At 65.7% G+C, this 26,117-nt stretch carries 30 protein-coding genes and 2 pseudogenes; 11 read left to right on the top strand and 21 right to left on the bottom strand.

From position 1 onward, the window contains the following. Position 1 precedes the first annotated feature (1 nt). The 11 genes from AU192_RS15340 to AU192_RS15290 all read right to left on the bottom strand — a co-directional run bounded on the left by AU192_RS15340 (position 2) and on the right by AU192_RS15290 (position 11,962). Entirely contained in the window at positions 2 to 769 is a 768-nt protein-coding gene (locus tag AU192_RS15340; RefSeq protein WP_064397619.1) for a hypothetical protein, read from the bottom strand. Continuing rightward, entirely contained in the window at positions 766 to 1,479 is a 714-nt protein-coding gene (locus AU192_RS15335; RefSeq protein WP_064397617.1) for a tetratricopeptide repeat protein, read from the bottom strand. Before AU192_RS15335 ends, AU192_RS15340 begins: the two co-directional genes overlap by 4 nt. A 143-nt stretch (positions 1,480 to 1,622) precedes the next feature. Next, the gene (locus AU192_RS15330; RefSeq protein WP_064397615.1) at positions 1,623 to 3,122 is read right to left on the bottom strand and encodes an MCE family protein; all 1,500 of its coding nucleotides are present in this window, start codon (positions 3,120 to 3,122) and stop codon (positions 1,623 to 1,625) included. A 1-nt stretch (position 3,123) separates the two neighbouring features. Further along, positions 3,124 to 4,275, bottom strand: a complete 1,152-nt coding sequence (locus AU192_RS15325; RefSeq protein ID WP_094288934.1) for an MCE family protein — start codon at positions 4,273 to 4,275, stop codon at positions 3,124 to 3,126. Next, entirely contained in the window at positions 4,275 to 5,603 is a 1,329-nt protein-coding gene (locus tag AU192_RS15320) for a virulence factor Mce family protein (protein ID WP_064397611.1), read from the bottom strand. Before AU192_RS15320 ends, AU192_RS15325 begins: the two co-directional genes overlap by 1 nt. Continuing rightward, positions 5,600 to 6,952, bottom strand: a complete 1,353-nt coding sequence (locus AU192_RS15315) for an MCE family protein (protein WP_064397668.1) — start codon at positions 6,950 to 6,952, stop codon at positions 5,600 to 5,602. Before AU192_RS15315 ends, AU192_RS15320 begins: the two co-directional genes overlap by 4 nt. Continuing rightward, a complete protein-coding gene (locus tag AU192_RS15310) occupies positions 6,949 to 7,980 on the bottom strand; it encodes a virulence factor Mce family protein (RefSeq protein ID WP_064397666.1) in 1,032 nt (343 codons plus the stop codon). The genes AU192_RS15315 and AU192_RS15310 overlap by 4 nt, the downstream gene beginning before the upstream one ends. 37 nt (positions 7,981 to 8,017) lie before the next feature. Beyond that, positions 8,018 to 9,478: an MCE family protein gene (locus AU192_RS15305; protein WP_064397609.1), complete on the bottom strand. Its 1,461-nt coding sequence runs from the start codon at positions 9,476 to 9,478 to the stop codon at positions 8,018 to 8,020. A 2-nt stretch (positions 9,479 to 9,480) separates the two neighbouring features. After that, positions 9,481 to 10,335, bottom strand: coding sequence for an ABC transporter permease (locus AU192_RS15300; protein ID WP_064397607.1), 855 nt, complete (start codon positions 10,333 to 10,335; stop codon positions 9,481 to 9,483). Beyond that, complete coding sequence (locus AU192_RS15295; protein WP_064397605.1) at positions 10,332 to 11,099, bottom strand: MlaE family ABC transporter permease; 768 nt, start codon at positions 11,097 to 11,099, stop codon at positions 10,332 to 10,334. Before AU192_RS15295 ends, AU192_RS15300 begins: the two co-directional genes overlap by 4 nt. Positions 11,100 to 11,347: 248 nt before the next feature. Continuing rightward, complete coding sequence (locus AU192_RS15290; RefSeq protein ID WP_233151458.1) at positions 11,348 to 11,962, bottom strand: TetR/AcrR family transcriptional regulator; 615 nt, start codon at positions 11,960 to 11,962, stop codon at positions 11,348 to 11,350. A gap of 99 nt (positions 11,963 to 12,061) precedes the next feature. On the opposite strand from AU192_RS15290, the gene AU192_RS15285 reads away from it, so the two are divergent. Further along, complete coding sequence (locus tag AU192_RS15285) at positions 12,062 to 12,919, top strand: alpha/beta fold hydrolase (RefSeq protein ID WP_064397661.1); 858 nt, start codon at positions 12,062 to 12,064, stop codon at positions 12,917 to 12,919. 86 nt (positions 12,920 to 13,005) lie between these two features. On the opposite strand, the gene AU192_RS15280 is transcribed toward AU192_RS15285, so the two are convergent. Beyond that, positions 13,006 to 13,962 carry a hypothetical protein gene (locus AU192_RS15280; protein WP_064397603.1) on the bottom strand — a complete coding sequence of 319 codons (957 nt, stop codon included), beginning with the start codon at positions 13,960 to 13,962 and terminating at the stop codon, positions 13,006 to 13,008. A 25-nt stretch (positions 13,963 to 13,987) separates the two neighbouring features. Here AU192_RS15280 and AU192_RS15275 point away from each other — a divergent pair, with 25 nt between their 5' ends. Continuing rightward, on the top strand, positions 13,988 to 14,773 hold the full coding sequence (locus AU192_RS15275) for an adenylate/guanylate cyclase domain-containing protein (RefSeq protein ID WP_064397601.1): 786 nt from the start codon (positions 13,988 to 13,990) through the stop codon (positions 14,771 to 14,773). Here the strand turns inward: AU192_RS15275 and AU192_RS25470 are convergent. Further along, positions 14,755 to 14,931 (bottom strand): hypothetical protein, encoded by a 177-nt coding sequence (locus tag AU192_RS25470; RefSeq protein WP_094288903.1) that lies wholly within the window; start codon positions 14,929 to 14,931, stop codon positions 14,755 to 14,757. The two genes, AU192_RS15275 and AU192_RS25470, sit on opposite strands and share 19 nt — an antisense overlap. Positions 14,932 to 14,973: 42 nt before the next feature. On the opposite strand from AU192_RS25470, the gene AU192_RS15270 reads away from it, so the two are divergent. After that, positions 14,974 to 15,651, top strand: coding sequence for a hypothetical protein (locus tag AU192_RS15270; protein WP_064397659.1), 678 nt, complete (start codon positions 14,974 to 14,976; stop codon positions 15,649 to 15,651). A gap of 197 nt (positions 15,652 to 15,848) precedes the next feature. On the opposite strand, the gene AU192_RS15265 is transcribed toward AU192_RS15270, so the two are convergent. From AU192_RS15265 to AU192_RS15255, 3 genes are all read right to left on the bottom strand, one after another. Continuing rightward, positions 15,849 to 16,667: an LmeA family phospholipid-binding protein gene (locus AU192_RS15265; protein ID WP_082695026.1), complete on the bottom strand. Its 819-nt coding sequence runs from the start codon at positions 16,665 to 16,667 to the stop codon at positions 15,849 to 15,851. 303 nt (positions 16,668 to 16,970) lie between these two features. Then, positions 16,971 to 17,246, bottom strand: a complete 276-nt coding sequence (locus AU192_RS15260) for a WGxxGxxG family protein (protein WP_064397597.1) — start codon at positions 17,244 to 17,246, stop codon at positions 16,971 to 16,973. 155 nt (positions 17,247 to 17,401) lie between these two features. Next, entirely contained in the window at positions 17,402 to 17,887 is a 486-nt protein-coding gene (locus tag AU192_RS15255) for an SRPBCC domain-containing protein (RefSeq protein WP_064397657.1), read from the bottom strand. Positions 17,888 to 18,011: 124 nt separating this feature from the next. Here AU192_RS15255 and AU192_RS15250 point away from each other — a divergent pair, with 124 nt between their 5' ends. Next, positions 18,012 to 18,278: a hypothetical protein gene (locus AU192_RS15250; protein ID WP_064397595.1), complete on the top strand. Its 267-nt coding sequence runs from the start codon at positions 18,012 to 18,014 to the stop codon at positions 18,276 to 18,278. 10 nt (positions 18,279 to 18,288) lie between these two features. Here AU192_RS15250 and AU192_RS15245 read toward each other — a convergent pair whose 3' ends face one another. Genes AU192_RS15245 through AU192_RS15230 form a run of 4 tightly spaced genes read right to left on the bottom strand, consistent with a single transcriptional unit; the run spans position 18,289 to position 20,158 of the window. After that, positions 18,289 to 18,837, bottom strand: coding sequence for a VOC family protein (locus tag AU192_RS15245; RefSeq protein ID WP_064397594.1), 549 nt, complete (start codon positions 18,835 to 18,837; stop codon positions 18,289 to 18,291). A 22-nt stretch (positions 18,838 to 18,859) separates the two neighbouring features. Continuing rightward, positions 18,860 to 19,396 (bottom strand): GNAT family N-acetyltransferase, encoded by a 537-nt coding sequence (locus AU192_RS15240; protein ID WP_064397591.1) that lies wholly within the window; start codon positions 19,394 to 19,396, stop codon positions 18,860 to 18,862. Next, positions 19,393 to 19,758, bottom strand: a complete 366-nt coding sequence (locus AU192_RS15235; protein WP_064397589.1) for a DUF1801 domain-containing protein — start codon at positions 19,756 to 19,758, stop codon at positions 19,393 to 19,395. The genes AU192_RS15240 and AU192_RS15235 overlap by 4 nt, the downstream gene beginning before the upstream one ends. 40 nt (positions 19,759 to 19,798) lie before the next feature. Then, complete coding sequence (locus AU192_RS15230; RefSeq protein WP_064397588.1) at positions 19,799 to 20,158, bottom strand: Rv2640c family ArsR-like transcriptional regulator; 360 nt, start codon at positions 20,156 to 20,158, stop codon at positions 19,799 to 19,801. A gap of 101 nt (positions 20,159 to 20,259) precedes the next feature. On the opposite strand from AU192_RS15230, the gene AU192_RS15225 reads away from it, so the two are divergent. From AU192_RS15225 to AU192_RS15200, 6 genes and pseudogenes are all read left to right on the top strand, one after another. Then, a complete protein-coding gene (locus AU192_RS15225; RefSeq protein ID WP_064397586.1) occupies positions 20,260 to 20,742 on the top strand; it encodes an ArsI/CadI family heavy metal resistance metalloenzyme in 483 nt (160 codons plus the stop codon). A gap of 61 nt (positions 20,743 to 20,803) precedes the next feature. Then, a complete protein-coding gene (locus AU192_RS15220; RefSeq protein WP_064397585.1) occupies positions 20,804 to 21,346 on the top strand; it encodes a DinB family protein in 543 nt (180 codons plus the stop codon). A gap of 58 nt (positions 21,347 to 21,404) precedes the next feature. Continuing rightward, on the top strand, positions 21,405 to 21,785 hold the full coding sequence (locus AU192_RS15215) for an ArsR/SmtB family transcription factor (RefSeq protein ID WP_064397583.1): 381 nt from the start codon (positions 21,405 to 21,407) through the stop codon (positions 21,783 to 21,785). Continuing rightward, positions 21,782 to 22,838, top strand: a pseudogene (gene arsB, locus AU192_RS15210) (ACR3 family arsenite efflux transporter); the annotation flags it as partial. The gene AU192_RS15215 and the pseudogene arsB, both read left to right, overlap by 4 nt. Positions 22,839 to 22,893: 55 nt before the next feature. Next, positions 22,894 to 23,328: pseudogene (locus tag AU192_RS15205) on the top strand (arsenate reductase ArsC); the annotation flags it as partial. A gap of 36 nt (positions 23,329 to 23,364) precedes the next feature. Then, positions 23,365 to 23,769: a VOC family protein gene (locus tag AU192_RS15200; RefSeq protein WP_064397578.1), complete on the top strand. Its 405-nt coding sequence runs from the start codon at positions 23,365 to 23,367 to the stop codon at positions 23,767 to 23,769. On the opposite strand, the gene ychF is transcribed toward AU192_RS15200, so the two are convergent. Continuing rightward, positions 23,759 to 24,832, bottom strand: coding sequence for a redox-regulated ATPase YchF (gene ychF, locus AU192_RS15195; RefSeq protein WP_064397576.1), 1,074 nt, complete (start codon positions 24,830 to 24,832; stop codon positions 23,759 to 23,761). The two genes, AU192_RS15200 and ychF, sit on opposite strands and share 11 nt — an antisense overlap. A gap of 84 nt (positions 24,833 to 24,916) precedes the next feature. On the opposite strand from ychF, the gene AU192_RS15190 reads away from it, so the two are divergent. Then, on the top strand, positions 24,917 to 26,044 hold the full coding sequence (locus AU192_RS15190) for a DUF6542 domain-containing protein (protein WP_064397574.1): 1,128 nt from the start codon (positions 24,917 to 24,919) through the stop codon (positions 26,042 to 26,044). The last annotated feature ends 73 nt before the right edge of the window (positions 26,045 to 26,117 follow it).

Raw genomic sequence — 26,117 nt, 5'->3', positions numbered from 1 at the left:
CCTACACCGGCTCGAACTTCGAGATGAGCCAGTCGCCGTCGATCTTCTCCAACGTCACCCGCACACTCGAGGCGGTATCCGTCGGCGCGTCCTGCCCCATGACCACGGTCTGGTTGACGAACACCAGCACCACGGCCTCCTCGGAGTCGGCCGACACGGATGCGGCCGCCGGAACGGAAGCCACCGCGGAGATCTGCTTCTGTTGTGCGCCGGGGATCACCACGTCGTTGATGAGCCCGGTGTAGGACTCCTCGAACTCGCCTGTCAACAAGGAGCGTGCATCGTTGAGCTGCTGTTCGACGGTGTCCGGCTTGTACGACAGCATCGCCACTGTGCTGTCCTTGGCGGCCTGGACCGATTCGGCGCGCGCCGCGTCCGCATTGCGCACGGAGTTGTCGACCCACTTCAGATAACCGGCTCCGCCGGCCAGCAGCAGCGCGAGGGCGGGCAGCACGCCGAAGGCGAAGACGCGGGCCCAGTTGATGCCTCGCTTGCCTGCGGGCTCGGTCGCGGCGGGCTCGGCTGTGCCGGGCTCGCTCGTGGCTGGCTCGGTCGTCTCCGCTGCCTCGGTCGTTTCGGCCGCCGGGGTGTCTTCTGCGGCCGTGGTCTTCTCCACCGCCTCGGTCTTCTCCGCAGGCGCGGCCGTCGTCTCGGCCGTCGATTCGGTCAACTCGACCGCCTCGGATCCCGGCGTCGTGCCCTTCTCGGCAGACTCGTCGGTGGCGTCGTTGTCTCGCTTGCGCCGCGGAAGTCGATGTCTATTGCTCACGGTACGAACTCCACATTCGAGATCTTGGCCTCGTCCTCGCCGGTCTTCTGCACCGAGATCCTCATCCGCCAGGACCGCGGCGCCTGCTCGGGCGCTCCGGCATTGGTCGTGTTGACGGTCACCGCGACCAGCACCTTGGCCTCGTTGTCGTTCAACGACTCGATCCCAGCTTCGGCGATCTCGCCCTCCGACTTCGACTGCGCCTGCTTGACGACCTCGATGAACGGTTGCGCGCGGGCCTGGAAATCGTCGTAGAACGTTCCGGTCGATGAGTCCAGGACACGTTGCACATCCTGCTCGGCGTGCTCGTGGCTGATCGTCGTGAGGTTCAGCGCGCCCTGCCGCCCGACCTGCAGGAAGAGGTTGCGCAGATCCTCGGCCTGCCGCGACTCGTACGCCCGGTACCCGAGCCACCCCGCAAGCGCCGCGAGGGCCACCACGACCACCAGGCCGACGATCGTCGCCAACCGGACGTGCGACATCGGCGCCTTGGGCGGGGCGGGCTCCGCTTCATCTTCGGCGGCGTCGGCGGCGTCGTAATCCTCGACGCCTCCGGCAGCCTCTGTCGTCTCGGCAGCCTCTGTCGTCGACGCAGTCGGTGTGGTCGAAGCAGCGGGCGCCACCGAAGCAGCCTCTGCCGTCTCGGCAGGTGTCGTGGATTCGGAACCTTCGGCCGCGGCGTCCTTGCCGGGTGTGGTCTCGTCTGCCATCTAAGTTCCTCTGCGGCCCACGGGCCAGGTCGGGGTCGGGTAGACAGGTCGGCTACAACTTACGTGTCCGACACCATAGCGTCGGAACCTGCCCACGAAACGGCACCACGTCCGTGCCGGTATCGACACTGCAAACTTCAGCGTCAGCTCCCCGGCGGGACGAGCATCGACTGCCACGGCCGCTCGCCCGCTGCACCGTTTGCCAGGTTGGACTGGGTGTACACCTTGCCGTCCGGTCCCACGTACTCGCCGGACGCGGGGTCGTACTCGGCGGCCGCGACGGGCAGCGGCGGCGTACCCGGCGGAGGCGGCGTGATGGCGACTGGCACATCCGGCGGCACATGCGGAATCGGCTGCCCGGACAGGGTCGCGTTCGGATCACCCTTCCAGTTGTAGCCGTCGTTGAGCGGCACGTACTGCTCGTCGCTCTCGCACATCTGCCACGTCGGAGCCCGCTTGCCCGGCACCGTGATACACGGCAGGTTGCGCGCGCCGCGCACGTTGAACGGCGCATCCTGCGGCGTGCGGCAGTACAGATCACCCTCCGGCCGGTCGGGGTAGTCCTCGAAGACCGGCACCCGCTGCTGTTGCGCGGGCAGGAACCCCGTCGTACACGGCGGCGGCAGGTTCTGCGGCGGCAGCGGCAGCGGTGCGGGCAGCGCGGGCAGGATCGCATTGAGGTTGAAGATCAGCGAGTCGCCCATGTAGTCCTGCTTGGTATTGCGCTTGTGCACACCCACGGCCTGTGTGACGGCAGTGCCCTGTGGCAACAACACCAGCAGCTGCTCGAGGCTCGGCTGGTAGGCGAGGGCGACCTCTCCGATGCTGACCAGGTTGGCCAACACGATCGGCAGGGTCGGCTGCAGTCGTTCGAACAGGGCGCGCACCTCGTCGGCGGCCCCCGGCCCCTTGGCCAGAATCCCCGACACCGCCGGATCCTGGCTCTGCAGTTGACCGCTGATGCTCGCCAGGTTCGCCGCCCACGCCTGAATGGAGCCGGCAGTCTCGGTCTGGGTGTCGAGTATCGGCTTGGACTCGTCGATCAGTGTGAGCAGCGGGTCGAGGTTCTTGCGGGCATCGATGGCCAGCGTGGCGCTGCCCTGGACCAGCCGGCGCAGTTCGGGGCCGAGCCCGCCCACCGCGGTATAGGCCTCGTCGACGACGGTCCTCAAGTTCTCTTGCGGAATCGCCTGCAGCCCCCGGGCCGTATCGTCGAGCACCGTATTGATGTCCGTCGGAACCGTGGTGCGGTTCAACGGGATCACATCGCCGTCCCTGAGCTCCGGGCCCTCACCGCTACGTGGGAGCAACTGGACGTACTGCTCGCCGACGGCGGACACGCTGTGCACCTCGGCTTCGAGGTCGGCGGGGATCCTGACGTCGGAGTCCAACGACAGCACCGCCTCGACTCCCCTGTCGGTGAGATCGACGCTTTTCACCTCACCGACCTGCACACCGCGGTAGGTGACGTTGCCCCGCGGATACAGCCCGCCCGTCTCCGGCAGTTCGAGCGTGACGCGGTACTGCCCCACGCCGAGGAGGGTCGGCAACTGCATGTACCCAAAGATCATGACGCTCAACGCAATGATCGCGATGGCCGAGAAGATGGCCATCTGAATGAGGATCTGACGGGTCATTCGCATGCTACGGCCCCTGATCCCAGCGATACGGAGCGACCAACGGGTTGCCGCCCGGTGGCGGCACGTGGTGGTTGCACGGGCTCGGGAACTGGCCGATGGTGCGGCCCCACTGCAGTTCCAGCCAGGTCAGGTTGCACTCGAACCGCGTTCCGGTGAAGAAGGCCGAATCGATTCTGCTCAACGTCAGGTCGACGACCAACGTCAGGTTCGCGTAGTCGCCGCGCATCCAATTGAGCAATGTCTCCTTCGGGAACGGGAAAGTCGGCAAGAAGCTCAGCGCGCGGGTCAACGCGGGACCGGCGTCGGCCAACTCCTCCAGCACCACGCCCAGGTCCTTGAGCTCTTGCACCAGAGCGTCTTTGGTCTGGTTGACCGAGTCGGCGGCCAACGCGCTGAACCGGCCCAGCTGGGTCAGCACCTCGGCCAGGTTCTGCCGCTGATCCCTCAGCACGGCCAGGGCATCGGGGATGGTTCGTAAGGCCTTGTCCACCACCGGCTTCTGTTCGGCGATCTGCCCCATCAGATTGTTCAGGCTTTCGGTGGCCTCGATGATGTCCTGCTTTTGGTCATCGAGGTGGCCGATCGCGATGTCGAGCTGTTCGATGAGACTGCGCAGGTCGTTCTCGCGACCGGTGAACGCGACACTGAGAGCTTCGGTGATGTCGTAGATGTTGCCGATCCCGCCGCCGTTGAGCAGCAGCGCAACTGCGGCCAGCGCCTGCTCGGTGCTCGGGTAGGCGCTGGACGACTCGAGCGGAATCAGCGCGCCCTCTTTCAGCTTGCCCACCGGCGGCGCGTCGGTCGGCGGGGCCAACTCGATGTGCAGCGACCCCAACAGGCTCGTCAGCCCGAGCTTGGCCGTCGCATTGGCGGGCAGCTCCACGTCACCGTTGAGTTCCATCGTCACCAGTGCATGCCAGTCCTGGCGCTCGATTTTGCGCACGGTGCCGACGTTCACATCGGCCACCCGGACACGGGAGTTCGGCTCGATGTTGTCCACGTCGGGCATCTGCGCCTGGATCGTGAACGCATTCGGACCGGTGCCCTCGACGCCCGGCAACGGAAGCGAGTTCAGCCCCTGCCAGTCCGAACAGCCCGACAGCAGCGCGGCAGACACGGCCACCACCGCTACTCTGCGAAAGAGCTTGCGCCGCATCATGGGCCGACCCCCTGGGGCACCATCATGCCGTGCAGACCGTCGGCCGGGTTCGTCGAGACCGGCGCCTCTGCCGCCAGCGGCGGGCCCGCGACCGGAGCGGGTGGTGCCGCCTGCGCCGACGGGGGCGGCGGAGCCGCGGGCGGAACAGGTTGCGGCGGAATGTAATCCGGGCGCAGCCAGTCCTCGCTGTAAGTCAGCTCGTTGGGCCGTGTCGTGGCACCGGAGAAGACGTTCTGCATGATGGGCAGGAAGTTGTACTGGCGGTTCTTCAGGATCGGCGCCAGGTACTGCACGCACAGCTTCGCCGACTGCTCGGCGTTCAGCCGGGATGCGGCCTGAATCCCGCCGCACAGGAACGAAATCGGGTTGGCGAAGTTGTTGAGCATCGGCAAGCTGCTCACCGCACCCTGGGCGGGCTGCCAGATGTTGACGTAGTTCTGCAGCGTGTTGGGGGCCACGTGCAGGAACTGCTTGAGCTCGCCGAGGCTGTCGGTCAGCGCCTGGGTCACCCCCGCCAACTTGTCCGACGTGGTGCCCAGCGCTTCACGGTTGTCGGCGACGAAGGTCTGCACTTCCCCGACGACGTTGTTGAGGTCGCGCAGCGCGTCGGCGACTTCGCCGGGATCGTTGGCCAGCAGTCCGGTCACGGACGCGAGGTTCTGGTTGAGCTGACGCATCACGTCGGTGCTGTCCTGCAGCGCCGAGACCAGGATCGCCAGATTCTTGACCGTGGAGAAGATGTCGGTGCTGTGGTCGCCAAGCGCAGTCACGGCCTGCGACAGCTTGACGACGGTGTCGCGGATGTTGGCGCCTTCACCGCGCAGGTTGTCGGCGGTGGTGTTGATGACCGATCCCAACGGGCTGACATCGCCGGGCTCGGTAGGCTGCAGCGTCTCGGCGAGCTTCTGCAACTGTTGCCGGACCTCGTCCCACTCGACCGGAACGGCGGTGCGCGACTGCGGGATCACCGTGTCGTCACCCATCACCGGTCCGCCGGTGTAGGGCGGGGTCAGTTGGATGGCGCGCGCTGTCACCAACGTCGGCGACAGGATCGCGGCCTTGGCGTCGGCAGGCACCTTGTGCTTGCTGTCGTACCAGAACGAGATCTTGACCCGGTCGGGCTGCGGTTCGATGGATTCGATCTTGCCGACGGGGACGCCGACGATGTTGACGTCGTCGCCGGGGTAGATACCGTTGGCGTTGTCGAAGTAGGCGACGACGTGTGTGCGGTTGATCGCTCCGGTGTTGCGCAACAACACGACCGCGCCGGCGGCGAGTATCACGACCAGCGCAACGGCCAACATGTTGCGTGCACCCCGCGTCATCGTCCGGCCTCCGGCGATGAAAGGTGGGCCTGCCCACCGGGAGCGGGCACCGCGACCGGAGACGGTGTCGGGTCCGCGGTCGAGCGCATGGCCGGCGGCGCCTCGGCGGGCGGGCCCGGCGGCGGCCCGCCTGGGGGCGGTGCCGGCAGCGGCTCGCGGTATGGATAGCAGCCGGGTCCCGGCAGCGGCAGCCCGGGCGGCCCACACGCTTGATCGCCGGGATTGCCGGTGATGGCGTCGGGCACCGTCAGCCGCGGTTCACCGCCTTGACCCGTCCGCGGGAACGGCACCGGCAGCGCCGGTGTCCCCGGCTGACCGACCTGCGGGTCGGACAGCTCCGACGGCAGCTTCACGTTGGGGTCCAGGCCGAGGTCGGAGAATGCGGCATCGATGAACGGCTGAAGGAACTGGCCGGGCAACAGGTTGGCGACGTAGTTCTTGAAGAACGGACCACCCGAAACCGATTCACCCAGCGACATCACATAGTCGGTCAGCAACGAGAGCGACTTCTGCACGCGTTCCTTGCGATTGTCGATGATCGTCAGCACGCCGTTGAGCTTGTCCAGTGCGGGCCGAAGGGTTTCGCGGTTCTCGCCGATGAAACCCTGCAACTGCGCGCTGAGCGCCGAGATGTTGCCCGAGATCTCATCGAGTGCGGCGCTTTGGTTTTGCAGCTCTGCCAGCAGCGCGTTGGTGTCGGTCACCAGACTCACGATCTGGTTGCTGCGCTCGGCCAGCACCTTGGTGGCCTTGTCGGCGTTGCCGAGCAACCCCCGCAACTGCGCGTCACGTTCGTTCAGCGTGTCGGAGAACCGCGCCACACCCTCGATCGCGATCTTCAACTCCGGTGGAGTGTCGGAGAACGTGGCCGACAACACCCGCAGCGATTCGGACAACTGGTCGGTATTCAAACCGCTGATCGCCGTGGCCAACTCGCCCAGCGCATCGGGTAGCTCATAGGGCGACGTCGTGCGGTCGAGCGGGATCGTGCCTTCCTGCCGGCCGTCGCCGCGGGAGGTGACCTCGAGGATCTTCGTGCCCAGCAGGCCCTCGGTCTTGATCGCCGCCTCGGTGCGATCCCCCAGCCGGATGTCGCTGTCGACGGTGAACGTCACCAGGGCACGCGGTCCGTCCAGCTCGATCGATTTGACCCGGCCGACCTCGAATCCCGAAACACGCACGGCCTTACCGGCTTGCAGCCCGCCCACCTCGGCGAAGTAGGCCGAGTACTCGCTGCCCTGCAAGAACGGCAGCCGATCGTAGTTCAGCGCCCCCAGCACGATGCCGATCGTCAACGCCAGCCCGATGGCTCCGATGACGGTCTGATTCCGTTCCGAGAAGGACCTCATCGCGGCGCACACCTCCCGGTGGACTGCCCGGCAACCTTCACATACACCGGCTGGCCGCCCTTGCCGTTGAGTTTGAGCACGATGTCACAGAGATAGAAGTTGAAGAAGTCGCCGTAAAGCCCTTGCCGCGCCAGCGCTTGATGGGCATCCGGCAGGGTGTTCAGCAGGTTGTCGAAGTATTCGTGGTCAGCCACCACGATGCCCGCGGCGCGGTCCGTTTCCTGGACCGTCTTGCGCAACGGTGGCCGGGCCTGGTCCAACAGGTCCGCGACGGTTCCGGCCGCTTCGTTGGTGTACGCCAGCCCGTTGCTGATGTCCGCTCTGCGCTCCGCCAGGGTCCCGACCAGTTCGCTGAGCGCGTCGACTGCCTTCGCAAACTGGTCGTTCTGATCACCGAGCGATCCCAGCACCACGTTGAGGTTGACGATCACGTCCCCGATCAGCCGGTCCCGGTCGGCCAAAGTCGTTGTCAGCGCTGCGGTCTGGGACAGGAACGAGTTGATGGTCGTGCCCTGTCCCTGCAGCGCGTGGATCAGCTGACTCGACAGCGCGTTGACCTGATCTGGATCCAGCGCACGGAACAGCGGGCGGAAGCCGCCGATCAGCGCGTCGAGGTCGAGCGCCGGAGACGTGCGGGCGAATGGAATCGTGCCGCCGGGCTCGAGCTTCTTGACTCCGCCCGCGCCCTCCTCGAGTGCCAGGTAACGGCCGCCGATGAGGTCGTCGTACCGGATGACGGCCCTGCTGCCTTCGGTCAGCACCACCGACTGGTCCGCGTTGAACTCGACCCGCGCGGTGGTATCCGGTTGGATGGCAACCTTTTCCACGCTGCCGACCTCGACACCGGCGATGCGCACGAAGTCCCCGTTCTCCAGGCCGGTGACATTGGTGAACTCGGCGACATAGCTGTTGGTGGCCTCCCCGAAGCGCATCTCGCCGAAGACCGCGAACAGTCCGAACACGCCGAGCAGGCAGACAGCCAGGAACACGCCGAGACGCACCGCGTCTCGGCGAACCCTGGCGTTCATGCTGGACATGGCGTGTCACCTCTCATGGCGTCGTGGATCATCCGAACGGGGGGCCCGGTCGTGCCGGCGTCGGCAGCGGTGTCGGTCGCAGCGGCGTGGGCTGCACCTGGGCCGGCGAGTGGACGATGAACGGCTCCGAACCCGGTGTGGGACCGGGATCCCGCGGCGCCATCGGCGGCGGTGCGGCCGGCAGGCCGGGCCACAGTGGGGTGCCGTCGTCGGCGTACAGATCGGCACCGTAAGCCGGGGCTCCCGGGTACGGGATCGGACCTATCGCGGGTCCGCCGAACAGGTTGCGCACGCTCGGCGGTTCGGGCACCGCACGGGTGGTCGGCAGGTAGTTGGCGTATCCGGGGAAGCCGATGCCGGGGTTGGGCCGCCAGTCGATTCCGGTGCCGAACCCGGTGTTGGTGACGAGGTTGCGCACCGGCCAGTTCTGCGCGACGTCGGGCAGCGAGCCGCAACTTGGCTTACCGCCCGGCCCGCCCTTGGCGCCGACGATCGGCAGGTGATTGGGGTACCGGTACGGGTCGTCGCCGACGCCCAGGGCCACGTCCAGCACCAGTGTCCGGCCGTTACCGCCCGGCCCGTCGTACCCGCCGGTGTCCAGCAGGGTCTTGGCACCGGTCAGCAGGCAGGTGTATTCAGGGCTGTACTTGTACAGCAGATTCGTCGTCGGTTCGAGCACGTTGATGGACTTGATCAGGTTCGCCTGGTTCGGCGCCAGCAGGTTGATTCCGCTGTTGGAGAGCCCGATGGTGGCCATCAGCAGCGCGTCCAATTGGCTGGCCTGGGCCGTGATCGTGGCGCTCGTCGTGCTGAGCGCGTCCAAGGTGCTCAGAATGTCCTGTGCCGCAGCGCTGTACGTGTCGTTGAAATCCCGCAGCGCGCGCAGGTCGGCGGTCACCGTCTCGTAGCGCGGATTGACTTCGAGCAGCACCTGATTCGCGTCAGTGGTGGCCTGTCCGATCAGCTCGCCCTGACCCCGGACCCCCTCGGCGAGCGCATACAGCGTGCTGTTGAGCTTGGCCGGGTCGATCTGTTCGAGCACGTCGACGATGTTTTGAAACACCGTGTTGGCTTCGACGGTGACGTTGCGCGACTCGATCACCTGACCGGCGGCCAGGTGCTGTGAACTCGGATCGTTCGGATAGATCAAATCGACGAACTTGGCCCCGAACACCGTCGTCGCCCGGATCTGCGCCTCGACGTTGGACGGGATGAACTGGAGCTTGTCCTTGTCGATCTCCAGCTTCAACGCCACCGGTTGGCTGCCACCCTGGATTGCGGAGACCCGACCGACCTGCACGCCGCGCAACTTGACCTTGGCGTCGGTTTCCATCACCAGACCCGAGCGGTCGGATGTCAGCGTGACCGTCTCGGTCGCCCTGAAGGCGCCGACGAACAGGGCGTACGTCAGCCAGATGGCGGCGGCGAGTATGACCACGAGGATCAACGTCCACCACGCGGGGTGCAGGCCTTCGTCTTCGATGTCCATGATCAACCGGCCAGGTTGAAGTTGCCGGATTGACCGTAGACAGCGAGCGACAGCATCACCAGCACGAAGGCCGAGACGATGAGCGAGGTGCGCACCGCCCGCCCGACGGCCTCACCGACGCCCGCGGGTCCACCTCGCGCGGTGTAGCCGTAGTAGGTGTGCACCAGCATGATCATCACTGAGAGCGCGATGGTTTGACCGAACGACCACATCAGATCCGTGGGGTTGAGGAACGTCCTGAAGTAGTGGTCGTATACGCCCGTCGACTGACCGTAGATCACGGTGGTGCCGAAGCGTGCCGCCCAGAACGCGGCGATCACGCCGACGCAGTACAGCGGGATCACGACCAGGAAGCCGGCGACGACCCGCGTCGATGCGAGGTAGGCGATGCTTCGGATGCCCATCACTTCCAGCGCGTCGACCTCCTCGTTGATCCGCATGGCGCCCAGTTGCGCGGTGGCGCCCGCGCCGATGGTGGCCGACAACGCCACCGCCGTCGTGGCCGGCGCGATCAGCCGCACATTGAAGAACGCCGAGGCGAAACCGGTCAGCGCCTCGACGCCGATCTCGGAGAAGTCGGTGTAGCCCTGCACCGCCACCAAGGCGCCGGTCGTCACGGTGAGGAAGCCGACGATGGCCACCGTGCCGCCGATGATGATGAGCGCCCCGGCCCCAAGGCCCATCTGGGCGATGATCCGGATCAACTCGACCTGGTAGTGCACGACGGTGTAGCGGATCGACGTCAGGGTGCGGCCGAAGAACTTGGCTTGCATCCCGACTCGGTTCCACGGATCGGCGACGCTCTTGAACCGGGCTTTCAGCCAGGGGAACTGGGAATGCGGCCGTGAAACAGTCACATCGTCACCTTCACCGCGACCGCGGTCGCGACGATGTTGATCGCGAACAACGCCATGAACGTGAAAACCACGGTTTCGTTGACCGCGTTGCCGACGCCGGCAGGTCCTCCGCCGACGGAAATGCCCTTGTAGCAAGCGATCATGCCTGCGGACAAGCCGAACAGCGCGGCCTTGAGCAACGCGATGATGACGTCGGTGGTTCCGATGAGCAACGTCAGACCGGCGGCGAACGCACCCGGTGAGACGTTCTGAATGTAGACCACGAAGAAGTATGCGCCGGCCAGCCCGACGAGGATCACGGTCGCCGACAACGCCAGCGACACCAGGGTCGCGGCCGCCACGCGTGGAACGACCAGCGCCTGAATGGGATTCACACCCATTACCCGCAGCGCATCGAGTTCTTCGCGGATGGTGCGCGCGCCGAGGTCCGCGCACATTGCGGTGGCCCCTGCGCCCGCGACCACCAGCACCGTCACGATCGGGCCGATCTGGCGTACGGTTCCGAGCGCCGCGCCCGTTCCGGAGAAGTCGGCGGCGCCGAACTCCACCAACAGAATATTGAACGTGAAGGTCAGCAACACCGTATACGGAATGGTCAGCATCAGCGTCGGCAGTATCGAAACGCGTGCGACGAACCACGACTGAGAGATGAACTCACGCCACGCGAAAGGTGGCCGAAACATCCACACGAAGGTGTCGAGCGCCATGGAGTAGAAGCCGCCGAACGCGCGCACGGGCTTTGCAATTGCATTGACAGCGACCATCAGTCGGCTCCCACCCGCGCGCTTCGCACTGCCATCTGCACTGCCATAGCCCGCTCCGACCTTCCCTGACACCAACAACCCGCGCCCGTGATGGCTGTGGCGCAAGGGTACACACAGCCGGACGTCCGGGAACCGTATATCGGGATTTTGCGGTTGAGCAACCGCCGACGTCGCTCAGCCGAGTTTCCCCACGACAGGGGCCAGTGGCTAACTTTCGCGCACGGCCTCCTCGAGGTCAGCGATGACGCTCATCGTTCTTCGGCGACGAACTGCCTGGCGCCCAGCGCGCGGAGCGCGAAGTCGAGCACGCGGGCCTTGGCCAGGCGCAGACCCTCGTGGTCGTCGAAGGTCTGGCTGATCAACACGCGACTGATGATCGCGTTGATGGCTACCGCATCCTGCTCGGGGTCGGCCAGCGGAAACGAACCGTGGTCGCGGCCGCGCCGCAGAATCTCTACCAGTGAGCGCTCGCGATCGGCGTGTGCCTTCTCGCGCGTCTCGCGATAGCCCTTGGCGGCGCGGACCTCGTCGGAGTCGATGACGGTGAAGTGCATCCGCATCTCCTCGTCGTGGATCAGCCCGAACATCGCCTCGATCCAGGCTTCGAGTTGCTCGGCGGGCGCACCCGACTTCTCCTCGAGGACGCGGTCGAGGCGCCGCGCCAACGCGTCGGTCTCCTCGCGCAGCATGGCGAGGAACAACTCGTCCTTGGATTCGAAGTGACGGTAGAAAGCGCGGGTCGAGACTTCCGCCCGCTGCAGAATCGCAGCGACCGGAACGGGTCCCGTGTGTGGTTGCGACAAACAGGCGTAAGCAGCCTCGATGATGCGCTCACGGTCATGGGCGGCAAACTCGGGCTGCACGAGCGCAAAGTATATTGACGCCCTCATCGCGGACATCGGGATCGACGGAAATTCCCGGTAGGTAACGTGAGCCACTGGGGCGAGCCGGAGAGGACGGCCGTGAGCGCGACTGACAGCGAACCGCAGACCGTTAAGTTCCGCGGGTCGGAGGACATCACCTTGGTGGCCGACGAGTGGAACCGTGGTGCGCAGACGCAGCAACCCTCCGTCCTGCTGCTGCACGGCGGCGGCCAGAACCGTTACTCGTGGAAGCAGACCGGACACGTTCTGGCCGGTCTGGGTCTGCACGTGGTCGCGCTGGACAGCCGGGGACACGGCGACAGCGACCGGGCACCGGGCGCCAACTACACCGTTGACGCGTTGAGTGCGGACACGCTTGCGGTCATCGAGCAGATCGGGCGTCCGGTCGCCTTGATCGGCGCGAGTATGGGCGGGATGACGGGCATGCTGGCTTCCGCCGCCGCGGGACCCGAAAAGGTCACCAAGCTCGTGCTCGTCGACGTGGTGCCGCGGTACGAGAAGGACGGCAGCGCGCGCATTCGCGAGTTCATGTCAAGCGGCATAGACGGATTCGAGACCCTCGACGAGGCGGCCGACGCGGTCGCCGCGTATCTGCCGTACCGCAAGCGGCCGCGCAACCCCGAAGGTCTGAAGAAGAACCTGCGATTTCGCGACGGACGCTGGTTCTGGCATTGGGATCCGGCGTTTCTCACCGCGCCGATCGACGACCGGTTCATCCGCGAGGAGAAGCTCGAGCGCGCGGTGATGAGCTTGACCATCCCGATCCTGTTGATCCGCGGGAAGCTTTCCGACGTGGTCAGCACCGCGGGGGTCCAGGACTTCCTGGAGAAGGTGCCGCGAGCGGAATTCGTCGAGCTCTCCGAGGCCGGGCACACCGCGGCCGGCGACGACAACGACGCTTTCTCCGAAGTGGTGGTCCAATTCGTCAGCCGGTGACTCACGACCGCTGCATGCGCCGAAACTGAACCTCCGCGTCAAGAAATCGTGATGATTTGTGCAGAAGTTCAGTTTCGAGTCGACGGCTACGCCAGTAGCGGTACGGTCTCGTGGCGGTCGTTGGTCAGGATCTCGAACATCGCGCGCCGGTTGGCCGTCAACTCGGCGCGCTCGAACGCCTTGCCCGCCACCTGGATTCGGCAGCTGGCGATCGCGGAGTTGTAGCAGTATTTCGTCGCGCCGTCGGTGTCGGTGTACGTCAGCCCGATCACGTCGGACGGTTGCGTCACGATCTCGCCCTCGATCATCTGGTCGCCGACCCGCCCGCCGAACGTCCATGTGAACGGCTGGTAGTGGCCGTGGGTCTGCAGGCTGCCGCGGATCGAGCGCACGGCGAACTCCTGACCGGCATGCCGGAACACGAACAACGTCACACCGGGCAACAGCACCGGGCCGAACGCCGCTCGGGCAGTGACGATCTCGAGCGTCGTATCCGGTGCGTCGTCGAACCCGCAGACCTGCCCGTATGCGTACGACGGTGTGTGCCGCGTGCCCCAGTTGTGGTTGACGCTGCCGGTCCAGCCGTCGACAACGAGGCGGACATCGTCGAGTTCGAGCAACCCGTCGAAGCGCGCGAGGGGATGGCGCACCGTCGTCTTGGCGGTCGGAAACCGCGCCGCGTAGGCACGGTCGGTGAGCAGCCGGACCGGTGCTTCGTCGCCCGGGGTGATGCGCAGGTCCCACCGCGCCGAGCGGGGCCGACCCGTGACCACGCCCTCGGCCGACCGGTCGTCGAGGACGGTCGCGGCGATGCCCGCGGTCCAGTCCTCGTAGCCGTAGTCGGCCGACTCGATCGGGTACGGCTCCTTGAGCGCGCGGTTGCCCGCGCCGTCGGGGTCGAAGACCATCACCCACACGTCTGCGACCGCCTCCCCCGCCGCGGGAAGCAGCAGCGTCTCCCGGAGCCACAGCGCCTGAGGCAGGTCAGGGTGGTTGGCGCGGATGTAGCGACTCTCGTAATACGGGGGCTCCGCAGACGTCACCGATTCAGCATCCAATACTTGGTGTGTGACCGGTGCCCAGATCGTGGCTTACGTATTGGCGATTGTGGCGGCGGCCGAAGCCGTCGCGCTGGCCGTGCTGTGGATCCGTTACACCCGCCAGCGTGAGGAACTCGACGAAGCCCGCCGGCGTCTGGACACCAGGAACATGCTGTTCAGCGGCGGCCGCGAGGCGGTAAAGCAGGTGTGGCAGACCGCGAACATCCTGCGCAAGGACGGCCTCGGCGCGGCCGTGCGGTCCTCGATCGAGGACCTTGCGGACTGGGCCGAGGTCGAACGACCGGACCTGGCGCGGCTCTCGCCGAGCGGCAAGATGGTGATCCTGTTCTCCGACATCGAGGAGTCGACGGCGCTCAACGAACGCATCGGCGACCGCGCCTGGGTCCGGCTGCTGGGCCGCCACGACAAGATGGTGCGCCGCCACGTAAAGAAACACTCAGGTTATGTGGTCAAAAGCCAGGGCGATGGTTTCATGGTGGCCTTCGCCCAACCGGAGGAGGCCGTGCGCTGCAGTATTGAGGTGCAGCAGTCACTTCGCCGTCCGCCCAACGGTATTCGCGTCCGAATGGGTATTCACATGGGCAAATCGGTGCGCCGCGGTGACGACCTGTTCGGACGCAATGTCGCGATGGCCGCCCGCGTGGCGAACGAAGCCAACGGCGGCGAGGTTCTGGTGAGCGAGGTGGTGCGCGACGCGCTCGCCGACGTCGGGGACATCGAGTTCGACGACGGCCGCGACGCCGAACTCAAGGGGTTCAACGGATCACACCGGCTCTATGCCGTCGCGTCCTGACCGTCGGCGTTGGTCTCGGCCACCCGCTGGTGTAGCCGCGCCCTGATGTCATCGGGTGTGTACGAATTGCGGCGCCGCTGATCGCGCGCGACCAGCGCCCCGCCTGCCACCACACCCGCCACACTCGCCAGCCCGACCCACTTCCAGATACCGCGCATGACGCTCAGTCTGCCTAAGCTGCGGATGTGAAACCAACCACCGTGTCGTTGGAGCAGGCGCTCGAGGCGACCCGCACCGGCGATCTGTGGCTGTTTCGCGGACGGTCGGGGCCGGACCGGGCGATTCAGTCGTTGACCAACAGCCCGGTCAACCACGTCGGGATGACGATCGCGATCGAAGACCTGCCGCCGCTGATCTGGCACGCCGAACTCGGCGACAGGCTGACCGACATGTGGACCGGGCGCAACCAACGAGGCGTTCAACTCAACGACGCACGCCAGGTGGTGGAGCGGTGGATCACCAACTATCACCAGCGCTGCTGGCTGCGCCAACTCACGCCGTATGCCAGCCGCGAGCAGGAGGACCGCGCGTTGAAGGTGGTCGCCCGCATGGACGGCACACCGTTCCCTAGCACCGCGCGGCTGACCGGCCGATGGTTTCGCGGCCGCCTCGCCGTCACCGACTTCACCCGCGGAATTCCGTTCGTACACAAGAAGGTTCGCGATGCGACGCTACGCAGAAAACAGGAGAAGCTCCAAGTGGGGCTGCAGACCGCATACTGCGCCGAGACCGTCGCCATCACCTACGAGGAGATGGGCCTGCTGACCTCGGAGAAGCACTACAACTGGTTCGATCCGGGCTCGTTCTGGAGCGGCGACACGCTGCCGCTCGCGCCCGGCTATCAACTCAGCCCCGAAATCGCCGTGACGCTGGACTGATCGAGGCCCCCAGAAACGAGGCTTGCAAGGCAAGGGAAACCCCTGCTTCTTTTTCGTTCCGGCCGCCATACCGTCATTGGCATGTTGACGTGGATGAAATTAACCGTGACACTCCTGCTCGCCGCACTCACGATGCTGTTGTCCGGGTGCGTCTTTGCCACCGGCACAGTCATCAGTACGGTCCCGATTCTGTAGCGCTAAAGGCGCGCGAAGCAGGGGTTGGCGTCCTCCTTGGGGATGGCGGCGTCTCGACTCGAGAATGTGCCAACCACGCCGGAGTCGGTGACCTCGACGCTGTCGGCTTGGATCCCGAGCGGGTAGTTGTCGTTGAGCTTCTTGGTCAGGTCGTTGAGCGCGGTCTGCACAGCCTCCTTGGGCAGCGGCCCGGTGACGTCGAGGACCTGCAGGTTGAGGTCACCGTCGGTGACGACGGGTTTGGCGCTGACACTGTTGTCGCCGGCCTCCAGGATCACCGTCCCCGCCGCGGGGTCGGTACGCACGCCGGTGACCAGATTGCCGACGCCGGGCAGGTTCGCGGCAACGGTGTCCTTGATACCGGCCGACTTCCAGCTCAGCGTGGCGTCGAGCGACCCGATGGTGCCCTTGGAATCCCCGGTGTCCTGCAATCGCACATCGGCGAGGGTGACCTCCGCGGTCATACCGTCGGCGCTCTGCACCCGGTTTCCGTCGGTGGTGACCGAGATGTTGGTGTAATGCCCCGTGATGTGCTGCCACAGGAACGGGGGGTTCACTCCGAAGGAAATTTTGACGCCGTCCTCGGTCACACACTCGGCGACCTCGGTCAAGATGTTGTCCGCGCGCTGCCGCGCATAGAGCTCGCCGGCGGCCAGGCCACCCGCCAGCAGGGCGAGCACGATGACGGCGACCAGCGCGATCGACGTTTTGTTGAAACCGTGTCTGCGGCGCGGCTTCTCGTCGCCGCCCGGCGCCCCGAACGTTGGTGGTGGCGGCGGTGGGATCGGTTCTCGTCGATGGATCTGCTGGGTCGGCTGCACGTCGGCCGGTGACGGTGGTCGCGGGAAGCGTTGTGTCGGACCGGCGCTCGCCGGCCCCCTTGGGGTGCGGAGTTGCTCGGTCGGCCGCTCGTGCGGCGGCGGGGCCGGTTGCCGGGGCGGCTCCGGCGGCCGGGGCGGAGGTCGCCGCTGTGACGGGTGCGGTGGCGGCGAGCCACGGCCCCGCCACTCAGGCGGACCCGGGCGGTGCGGCGGCTGCGTCACGTGCGCGATTCTGCCCTATCAGTACTCGAGAAGCCCCCGCCAGGGCGGGCCTGGCGGGGGGCTCGTAGATCGAGTGAGGTACTACGCCCGCGGCGGCGGCGGGTTCGTCGTACCGGTGTTGCGAACGGCCGGGTGGTCGGCGTCCCTGCGCTTCTTCAGTCCGAGCAGGCCCAGCAGGCCCAGGAGCCCTGCAAGCCCCCACAGACCGGTGTTGTCGCTTTCCTGCTCGTGCTCGACTTCCTGCGCGACCGTCGCGGTGGTCGATGCGGGCACGGTCAGATCAGTCGCATTGGCGACACCAGCGCCGCAGAACAGCAAGCTGAGCGTCATGGCTCCCACTGCCACTGTTTTCTGCATCGTGTTGCTCCTTTGTGTCGGAGCCAGTCGACCCATGGACATCGAGTCCACCCCCCTAGCTCGGGAGCAAGTGTTTACGCAGAAGAAACCGTTCAAACCTGATGCCGGCGAGATCCTGCACAACGCGTCGGGCGTGCATCGCTTGGGTGGGCCGGTCACTCGGCGCGAAACACGGCCTGTCGCCTCGCGAGGTAGTCCGCGAGGTTCTGCAGCGAAGAATTCATTCCCTCCGCGTGGTCGGCGGCCGAGATCCCGACCGGCACGTCTTCCGCGCGCAGTTCGACCCGGGTGTCGCCGTCGACCCTCGTCACCGACCACGTCATCGTCATCGTTCCGCCGAAAATCGCCTCGGCAGACGAAAATTCGACGGTTTGAACGACGCGGTCATCGGGCTCTATTTCAACGAAGCGTCCCTCAAGGACATCGGAGTCGGCGTTGCTCTTGCCGCCCTGCGCGGGCGGGTCGCTGTAGGTCAGGACCATTCGGTAGGAACTACCAGGCTGGGCGTCGAAGTGTTCGAATCGGCCGGTCATCCCCGACGGCGGTAGCCACTCGACCAGCGCCCCAGGGTCGACGAGCGCCTCGAAGACGCGGCTCAACGGCGCCTTGACCACCCGCGATGCGCTATCCGTGCGTGTCATCACCAACATTGAACCCGATTCGGCGATCGCAATTCTCGGGATCGGTAGCGCGTCCGGCGCCTTCTACTCATCGCACCGGCGACGCGACACGACGCGAAGCCTCGAGAAAAGGAATCAGGCAGACATGAACGCACACGGCGCGAAGAAGTCGATGATCGGGGCGACGCTGTTGGGCGGTGCGGCCCTCGCCGCAGCACTCACCGCGGGTGCCGCCCATGCGACCCCGTCGCCGCTTCCGGAGCTGAGGATCGAACACTCCGATGTCGCTGCCCCCGGTGACGGTTCGGTGCGCGCCAGCCATCCGCAATCGCGGTTGTGCGACGGCTCGGTGCGCGTCGCCAGCCCTACAGTCCAGGCGTGGGACGGCTCGGTGCGGGTGGCCCTCCCCTGACTTCGGTCTACTAGCGCGGCAGGGTTCTTCTCGCCTGCCACGTGACTCCCGCCACGGTGTTCGCCAGGTCCGGCCTGGCTTTGGCGAATACCCGCAACGCTCGGTAGAACGACCAGACATGCCGGGGCGTCGGTACTTTCGGCACCCACGCCAACTCCCAGTGGATGCCGTTGATCGGATCGTCGAAGAAGACGGCGTAGTAGCCGGGCCAGTACTGCGGATACTCCCTCGGCGGGTCGGTGACCGGGACATCGCGCGCAAGCAGGAACTCGCGGTGGAAGCGATCGACTTCTTTGCGGCTACGCGCCCACAGGGCGATGTGGTTGATGCCGACGGACTGGTCGGCGTGGGTCAGCTTCGCCCCGGTGCGGGCAGGTTGAATGCCGATATAGCTGTGCGGGTTGACGTAGCGCGTCATGTAGTAGATCGACTCGTATTCCATGTTCATCGACGAGAAGCTGCTGTATCCGAGCCAGCCGAACAACGCGTCGTAGAAGGCGATCGAATTGTCGTAGTCCAGCACCGCAAACTCCACGTGACTGACCCCGCGCCACCGCATCGCGACCCCCCCCCATTGTGTACTACGGAGTGTAGTACTCGTATGTCACGACGGTCATCGTTTCTCCAGATGGCGTGACCTCGTCCCGGGGACCGTGCGCCAGCACAAAGCCGACGCTTTCCAGTACCCGACGAGATCCGTCGTTCTCCGGAGCGGTCCGTGCCGTCAACCGAGACAATCCGGCTTCGGTGGCCAGACCAGCGACCGCCGACAGACCCTGACGGGCCGCGCCGCGACCGCGCCCCTGCGGAGCCAACCAGAACCCCACCTCTGCATCGGATTCGTTGATCTCGAAAAGGACGATGCTGCCGAGGAAGTCGTCGGACCACGCGTCCGCGATGGCCAGCACGGCGAGGGTGTCTTCGGTCAGACCGCGTGCGATGACGCCGTCGATCTGCTCGCGCACGATCTCTGCCGAGTACTCCCGCAGCGGTAGGTGTGCGAACCGTCGCACCGCGTCGTCGTCAGTGCCCGCTGCGAAGGCGTGCGCGTCGCCATGTCGCAGCCGACGGACAGTCGCGTTGCCTTCGCCGCGGGGAAGCCGGTCGGCGATCCTCACTTGCGGCGCTTCGACGCCTTGTTGCTGCGGTTGACCTCGACGGCCCTGTTGATCAGGGCCTTGAACGCCTTGGGATCCAATTCATCGTCTTCGCGTAGATCGATCGACCGCCCGACCGGAGCTTGCAAACTCGCGTTGAAGAGTTTGTCGGGGTCGTCGATGGACGAGCCCTTAGCGAAATTCACCTTGACCTTACCCTTGTACATCTCCAGCGTGCAGATGAGGCCGTCCAACGAGAACGCAGGCACACCATCGGGATTCGATGGCTTGCGCCATTTGATCTCCTCGACGACGTCGGGCTCGGCTTGCTTGATCAGTGACCGGATGTCGTCAACCCGGTCGACGCGCCAGTCGTCAGTCATACCTCGAATGTAACGCCTCGCGGCTACGACCCCGGCGAGACTACGTGCAGCAATTTGGGTCCAAGACGGCGCATAACGCACCGAGCGCATCGCGGTGCGGCCGGTGGTACACGTTCATTCCGCGCCGGTCGGATTCGACCAGCCCAGCGCGTCGAAGCTGGGTCAGGTGATGGCTGACAGTTGATTCGGTCAACCCAAGTGCCGTCGCAAGTTCGCCGCTGTTCTGCTCGCCCGCCGACGAACTGAACAACATCGACATGATCTTCACCCTGGCCGGGTCAGCGAGCGCCTTGAGTCGAAGCGCGACGTGGAGCGCGGCGTCGTCGCTCATCGGGCCGGCGGCGACCGGCGCACAGCACACCGGCGCGGACATATCGATCACGGGCAACGATTTGGGCATGAAGCAAGTCTGCCACGGGTCTTGACATATATCAAAAAGGTGAGGAAGGTGGTGGGCAGCCGGCTACTTCGATATATGTCTCACAAGTATGGAGGAACATCATGTCCCGCGTTCAGCTCGCCCTCAACGTCGACGACCTCGACGAAGCGATCACCTTCTATTCGAAGCTGTTCAACACTCCACCCGCCAAAGTCAAGGAGGGCTACGCGAACTTCGCCGTCGCCGAACCACCGCTGAAGCTGGTCCTGCTGGAGAATCCCGGCAAGGGCGGCACAATCAACCACCTCGGAGTCGAGGTTGCGACGAGCGAGATCGTCCACGCCGAAATCGCCCGCCTGAGCGACGAGGGGCTGTTCACGGACGAAGAGATCGGCACCACCTGTTGTTTCGCCAAGCAGGACAAGGTCTGGGTGACGGGCCCGGCGGGCGAGAAGTGGGAGGTGTACACGGTGCTCGAAGACTCCGACACCTTCGGCACCAGCCCTCAGCGGCCCGGCGATACTGACGCTGAAGGCGGCGTCTGCTGCGGCGGTACGGCCGCGGACAACGACGACAAGGTAGCGGCAACGTCTTCCTGCTGCTAGATGTGATGCGTCCCGCCGCGACCTCGTGGAGATCTGATCGCGGCGGGCGCATCATCGAAGTATGGAGGCGGGCGGTGCGAGCGTCGATCGAGCCGCGATCAACGCCGACCTCGAACGTGCGCGCATCGACTTCCACCGACTGCTCGACAGCGCCGAACCCTCGGACTGGGCAAGGCCGACCGACGGCACCCGATGGACCAACGAAGAGTTGTTGTTCCACATAGTCTTTGGATACATGGTCGTTCAACGGCTAGTGGTGCTGATAGCGGTCTTCGGGCGGCTTCCGCGCGGGGCAAGCGCCGCGTTCGCTCGCATCCTCAACGCATCGACCCACCCCTTCCACCTGATCAACTACTACGGATCGCGGGCCGCCGCCCTCGTGTACAACCGCCGCCGGATGGGGACAAAGCTCGACCGTGTGATCAGTTCGCTCCAACGGCGGATGGCCCACAAACCCGACAGCGCATTCCACCGCGGCATGCACTTCCCGACCGGGTGGGACCCCTTCTTCAGCGACTACATGACGCTGGAGGATCTCTACCGATACCCAGGGCGGCACTTCGACTTCCACTCCCGCCAGCTCACCCTCACCCCGCGAACCTGAGGCGACGTTCACCCGATGGTCGTTTGCGTCCTGAATCGATGCCTGTCAATATCGATGGATGTCTAAGTCGTATCTCCCCTTGGACGATGCGACGGCCTGCGCGTACGCCCCCGTCATCCGCGAACCGTTGTCGATCGCTGCCGCTGCCGACATCGCAGCCAAACTCAAGGCCCTGTCCGACCCAGTGCGTCTGCGCCTGTTCAGCCTGGTCGCCAGTCACGCCGGTGGAGAGGCCTGCGTCTGCGACATTTCCGGTGACTTCGACGTCACCCAACCAACAATCTCGCATCACCTCAAAGTCCTCAAGGACGCCGGGCTTCTCGCCTCCGAGCGGCGCGGGTCCTGGGTGTACTACTCCGTCCGTACCGAGACCCTGATGACGCTGTCGTCGGTGCTGAGCACCGTCGCCGACGACGCGACAACCGGGGCACCCGCGTGACCAAGTCCCTCACCGCGGACGCGCACCCCACCGTCGTTGAGAAGTTGTCGCTGCTCGACCGCTTCCTGCCGGTATGGATCGGCATCGCGATGGTCGCCGGCCTGTTCCTCGGGCGACTCGTTCCAGGCCTGGACATGGCCTTGAATCACGTTCAGGTCGACGGTATTTCGTTGCCTATCGCGCTCGGCTTGCTGATCATGATGTATCCGGTGCTGGCGAAGGTTCGCTACGACCGGCTCGACACCGTCACCGGCGACCGCAAGTTGCTCATCAGCTCGTTGGTACTCAACTGGGTGCTGGGCCCAGCTTTGATGTTCGCGCTGGCTTGGCTGCTGCTGCCCGACCTACCCGAATACCGCACCGGCCTCATCATCGTGGGCCTCGCGAGATGCATTGCCATGGTGATCATTTGGAATGACCTCGCCTGTGGCGATCGCGAAGCCGCCGCCGTCCTGGTCGCACTCAACTCGATCTTCCAGGTCATCATGTTCGCCGTCCTCGGCTGGTTCTACCTGTCCGTGCTGCCCGGCTGGCTCGGTCTGGAACAGACGACCATTAGCACCTCGCCCTCGGAGATCGCCAAGTCCGTGCTGATCTTCCTCGGCATTCCACTACTCGCGGGATACCTGTCTCGGCGGCTCGGAGAGCGGGCCAAGGGCCGCGCCTGGTACGAATCCACGTTCCTGCCTAAGGTCGGCCCTTGCGCGCTGTACGGCCTGTTGTTCACGATCGTGATTCTCTTTGCGTTGCAAGGCGAACAAATCGCGAACCGACCCGTGGACGTCGTCCGCATCGCCTTGCCACTGCTCGTCTACTTCGCCGTGATGTGGGGCGGCGGTTACCTCCTCGGAGCCCTGCTCGGGCTGGGCTACCAGCGCACCACCACGCTTGCATTCACCGCTGCGGGCAATAACTTCGAACTTGCCATCGCCGTCGCCATCGCCACCTACGGCGCAACCTCGGGCCAGGCACTCGCCGGAGTCGTCGGCCCGCTCATCGAAGTACCCGTGCTCGTCGCCCTCGTCTACGTCTCACTCGCCCTTCGTCGCCGCTTCACCGACGACTTGACCCCGATACCCATCACGTCCGACCGGAGCGCGCGATGACGGGAAAGGGGGCCGACGGCAAGCCGTCCGTGTTGTTCCTGTGCACCCACAACGCAGGACGGTCCCAGATGGCGCTGGGTTACTTCGTCCACATGGCCGGCGACGACGCCGTTGGCTCGTCCGGCGGCTCCGAACCAGCCGATGAGATCAACCCCTCCGCAATCGAGGCCATGGCAGAAGTCGGCATCGACATCACCAACGAGTTCCCCAAGCCCTGGACCGACGAGATCGTCCAAACCGCCGATGTCGTCGTCACCATGGGCTGCGGCGACACCTGTCCGGTTCTTCCCGGAAAGCGTTACGAGAATTGGGAGTTGCCCGATCCGGCGGGCCAGTCGGTCGACACCGTTCGACCGATCCGTGACGACATCGAGCAGCGCGTCCGCCGCCTGCTCACTGATCTCGGCGTCGCCGTTCGACGCGTACCCGGTGCGTAGCGGCAGTGTTGCAAAGTCCCAGAGGAGACAAGCACGATGGCAAACCGCTGGTGTGGAGTGACGATCGATTGCGCCGATCCCATTCGGATGTCGGCTTTCTGGGGCGCACTGCTGGGCATTCCTGCTTCAAGCGAGCATGGGGATGATCCGGACTGGGCAACGGTGGGCTCGCGCTCGGGACGGATTCCCCGACTGACCTTTCAGCGCGTACCCGAACCGAAGGTCACCGAGGTCCGCATTCATCTGGACGTGCAGGTAGACGACATCGACGCGGGCGGCGACCAGGTCGAATTTCTTGGCGGACGGTGGACGGGCATTCGCAACGATTACGACGAGGGCGCGGTCCTTGTGATGCTCGATCCCGAAGGACACGAATTCTGCTTGGTTCAGTACTTCGAGAACCAACCACCAGAAGGTGAACCGGATTCGGTCAAACGTTGAAGCGGAACTCGACGACGTCTCCGTCAGCCATGACGTAGTCCTTGCCTTCCATCCGCACCTTGCCCGCGGCCTTCGCGGCGGCCATCGACCCGGCCTCGATCAGGTCGTCGTAAGAGACGATCTCGGCCTTGATGAAGCCCTTCTCGAAGTCGGTGTGGATCACACCTGCCGCCTTCGGCGCGGTATCGCCCTGGTGAATCGTCCACGCGCGGGCCTCTTTCGGGCCCGCGGTCAAAAACGTCTGCAACTTCAGCGTGTGAAAACCGGCACGCGCCAACGCATCCAGCCCACGTTCGGTCTGGCCGATGGACTCCAGCAGCTCGGCGGCCGATTCGTCGTCGAGCTCCTGCAGCTCGGCCTCGATCTTCGCGTCCAGGAAAACCGCGTCGGCGGGTGCGACCAGTTCACGTAGCTCCGCCTTGCGCGCCTCGTCGGTCAGCACCGCCTCATCGGCGTTGAACACGTACAGGAACGGTTTGGTGGTCAGCAGATTCAGCTCCCGCAGCGGCGCGACGTCGGTCCCGGCGGCGAACAACGTGGTTCCTTCGTTGAGGACTTCCTGCGCAGCCACGGCGGCCTCATATGCCGGCCGGCGCTCCTTGTGCGTCCTGGCCTCCTTCTCCAGCCGCGGCAGCGCCTTCTCCAGCGTCTGCATATCGGCGAGGATCAGCTCGGTCTCGATCACCTCGATGTCGGACTTGGGATCGATGCGGCCGTCGACGTGCGCCACATCGTCGTCGCTGAACACGCGCACCACCTGGCAGATCGCGTCGCTCTCGCGGATGTTGGCGAGGAACTTGTTGCCCAGCCCGGCGCCTTCCGAGGCGCCCTTGACGATCCCGGCGATATCAACGAAGGTGACCGGCGCATGAACGATCTTTTCCGACCCGAACATCTTGGCGAGCTCGGCCAGTCGCGGATCGGGCAGCGGAACGACACCCTCGTTGGGTTCGATCGTGGCGAACGGGTAGTTGGCCGCGAGGACGTCGTTGCGCGTCAACGCGTTGAACAGCGTCGATTTCCCGACGTTCGGCAGGCCGACGATTCCCAGGTTCAAGCTCACAGGGTCCAGAGTCTAGGAGACCGTGACGGGCACGCCAGAACCGCGCTGACAGCCACACGGAGCCAGAGCCGGTACGGTCTACCTGTGTCTGCACAGCGCGCACGGTCGGCCGTCGGCGCCGACCACCGCTCCGCGCATCCCAACTTTCCCGGTGTGCCCGGGTGGGGCGGCGTGCTGATCGCAGTCACCCTGACGACGGTCGGGTTCGCGTTCGACGCCGGATCGGGCAGCCGAGAACTCAGCTCGGTGTTCGCGGCGTTCTACGTCCTCGGCTGCCTCGCGGCCGTACTGGCGGTCCGCCAGCAAGCCGTGTTCACCGCGGTCATCCAGCCGCCGCTGCTGTTGTTCGTCAGCGTGCCGGGCGCCTACTTCCTGTTCACCGGCGGCCAGTTCACCGGGGTGAAGGACCTGGCGATCAATTGCGGCTATCCACTGATCGAGCGCTTCCCGCTGATGTTCTTCACGTCGGCGGCCGTGCTGCTGATCGGTTTGTGCCGGTGGTACATCGGGATGTCGACACGCCGCACCTCCCCGGCCACCTTTGAGGACAGCGAGGCGAAAAAGCCCGCATTGGCCGCGGCCGTCGCGACCGCGGTCACGGCAGCGGCGGCCAAGATCTCGCCGCTGTTCGCCCGCACGCCACGTGACAAGGACGACGAGGTCGCCCCCCGGCCGCGCCGCAAGCGCCCCGACACTGCGAGCCGGAACGCCCGCGCGGACCGTACGTCGTCGCGAACCAGCAGGGCGGCCGCCGATCGCAGCGGTCGGCCGGCCCGGCGCAGTACGACGTCGCGGTCCCGCCATGTGCGGCCTCCTGCCACCGAGATCATCGAGCCGATCGCCGAACGTCCTCGGCGCGCTCGCTCCGGCAGGCACGCCGAGCCGCAAGGGGCCGAGCCTCGGCGCAGGCCGCGCACGTCGAACCCGCGTCAGCCGGGTCCTCCGCCGTCCGAACGCCGCGCCGGCTACGACCGCAGGAGTCAGGACCGGACAGCGGACCGGCCCGAGCGCCGCCGTCGCTTCGACGACTACCAGCCTCGCGAGCCGCACGGCCGAAACGGCAGCAACGGCAACGGGTCAGGCAACGGGACCCACCATCCGATCTCCCGGGTGCGCTACCGCGGCGAGGAAGCCGACGACCGCGCGGAGTACCGCACCCGCCGCCGCGCTCCCCGCGGCTGGGAGGCCGATTCCTGGGAGTACGACATCTGATATGTAGAGAAGTTTGTCAAGAGGGCAAGGTGAGGCGCCGCCGGGGAGCTACCCCGACGGCGCCTCTTTTGCT

The organism is Mycobacterium lehmannii (genome assembly GCF_001499925.1).
In the GTDB taxonomy this organism is placed as follows: domain Bacteria; phylum Actinomycetota; class Actinomycetes; order Mycobacteriales; family Mycobacteriaceae; genus Mycobacterium; species Mycobacterium lehmannii.
The sequence above is the reverse complement of the archived record's forward strand: the minus strand, read 5'-3'. Positions and strand labels throughout refer to the sequence as shown.

Coding starts and splice junctions, on each gene's coding strand:
- AU192_RS15230 (WP_064397588.1), bottom strand. CDS start 20,158: ATGCCCAAATCGTTGCCCGTGATCGATATGTCCGCGCCGGTGTGCTGT.
- AU192_RS15225 (WP_064397586.1), top strand. CDS start 20,260: ATGTCCCGCGTTCAGCTCGCCCTCAACGTCGACGACCTCGACGAAGCG.
- AU192_RS15200 (WP_064397578.1), top strand. CDS start 23,365: ATGGCAAACCGCTGGTGTGGAGTGACGATCGATTGCGCCGATCCCATT.
- AU192_RS15315 (WP_064397668.1), bottom strand. CDS start 6,952: ATGAGGTCCTTCTCGGAACGGAATCAGACCGTCATCGGAGCCATCGGG.
- AU192_RS15245 (WP_064397594.1), bottom strand. CDS start 18,837: ATGCGGTGGCGCGGGGTCAGTCACGTGGAGTTTGCGGTGCTGGACTAC.
- AU192_RS15250 (WP_064397595.1), top strand. CDS start 18,012: ATGAACGCACACGGCGCGAAGAAGTCGATGATCGGGGCGACGCTGTTG.
- AU192_RS15335 (WP_064397617.1), bottom strand. CDS start 1,479: ATGGCAGACGAGACCACACCCGGCAAGGACGCCGCGGCCGAAGGTTCC.
- AU192_RS25470 (WP_094288903.1), bottom strand. CDS start 14,931: ATGCGCGGTATCTGGAAGTGGGTCGGGCTGGCGAGTGTGGCGGGTGTG.
- AU192_RS15215 (WP_064397583.1), top strand. CDS start 21,405: ATGTCTAAGTCGTATCTCCCCTTGGACGATGCGACGGCCTGCGCGTAC.
- AU192_RS15320 (WP_064397611.1), bottom strand. CDS start 5,603: ATGACGCGGGGTGCACGCAACATGTTGGCCGTTGCGCTGGTCGTGATA.
- AU192_RS15255 (WP_064397657.1), bottom strand. CDS start 17,887: ATGACACGCACGGATAGCGCATCGCGGGTGGTCAAGGCGCCGTTGAGC.
- AU192_RS15295 (WP_064397605.1), bottom strand. CDS start 11,099: ATGGTCGCTGTCAATGCAATTGCAAAGCCCGTGCGCGCGTTCGGCGGC.
- AU192_RS15325 (WP_094288934.1), bottom strand. CDS start 4,275: ATGCGGCGCAAGCTCTTTCGCAGAGTAGCGGTGGTGGCCGTGTCTGCC.
- AU192_RS15235 (WP_064397589.1), bottom strand. CDS start 19,758: ATGACTGACGACTGGCGCGTCGACCGGGTTGACGACATCCGGTCACTG.
- AU192_RS15220 (WP_064397585.1), top strand. CDS start 20,804: ATGGAGGCGGGCGGTGCGAGCGTCGATCGAGCCGCGATCAACGCCGAC.
- AU192_RS15330 (WP_064397615.1), bottom strand. CDS start 3,122: ATGCGAATGACCCGTCAGATCCTCATTCAGATGGCCATCTTCTCGGCC.
- AU192_RS15305 (WP_064397609.1), bottom strand. CDS start 9,478: ATGGACATCGAAGACGAAGGCCTGCACCCCGCGTGGTGGACGTTGATC.
- AU192_RS15260 (WP_064397597.1), bottom strand. CDS start 17,246: ATGCAGAAAACAGTGGCAGTGGGAGCCATGACGCTCAGCTTGCTGTTC.
- AU192_RS15310 (WP_064397666.1), bottom strand. CDS start 7,980: ATGAACGCCAGGGTTCGCCGAGACGCGGTGCGTCTCGGCGTGTTCCTG.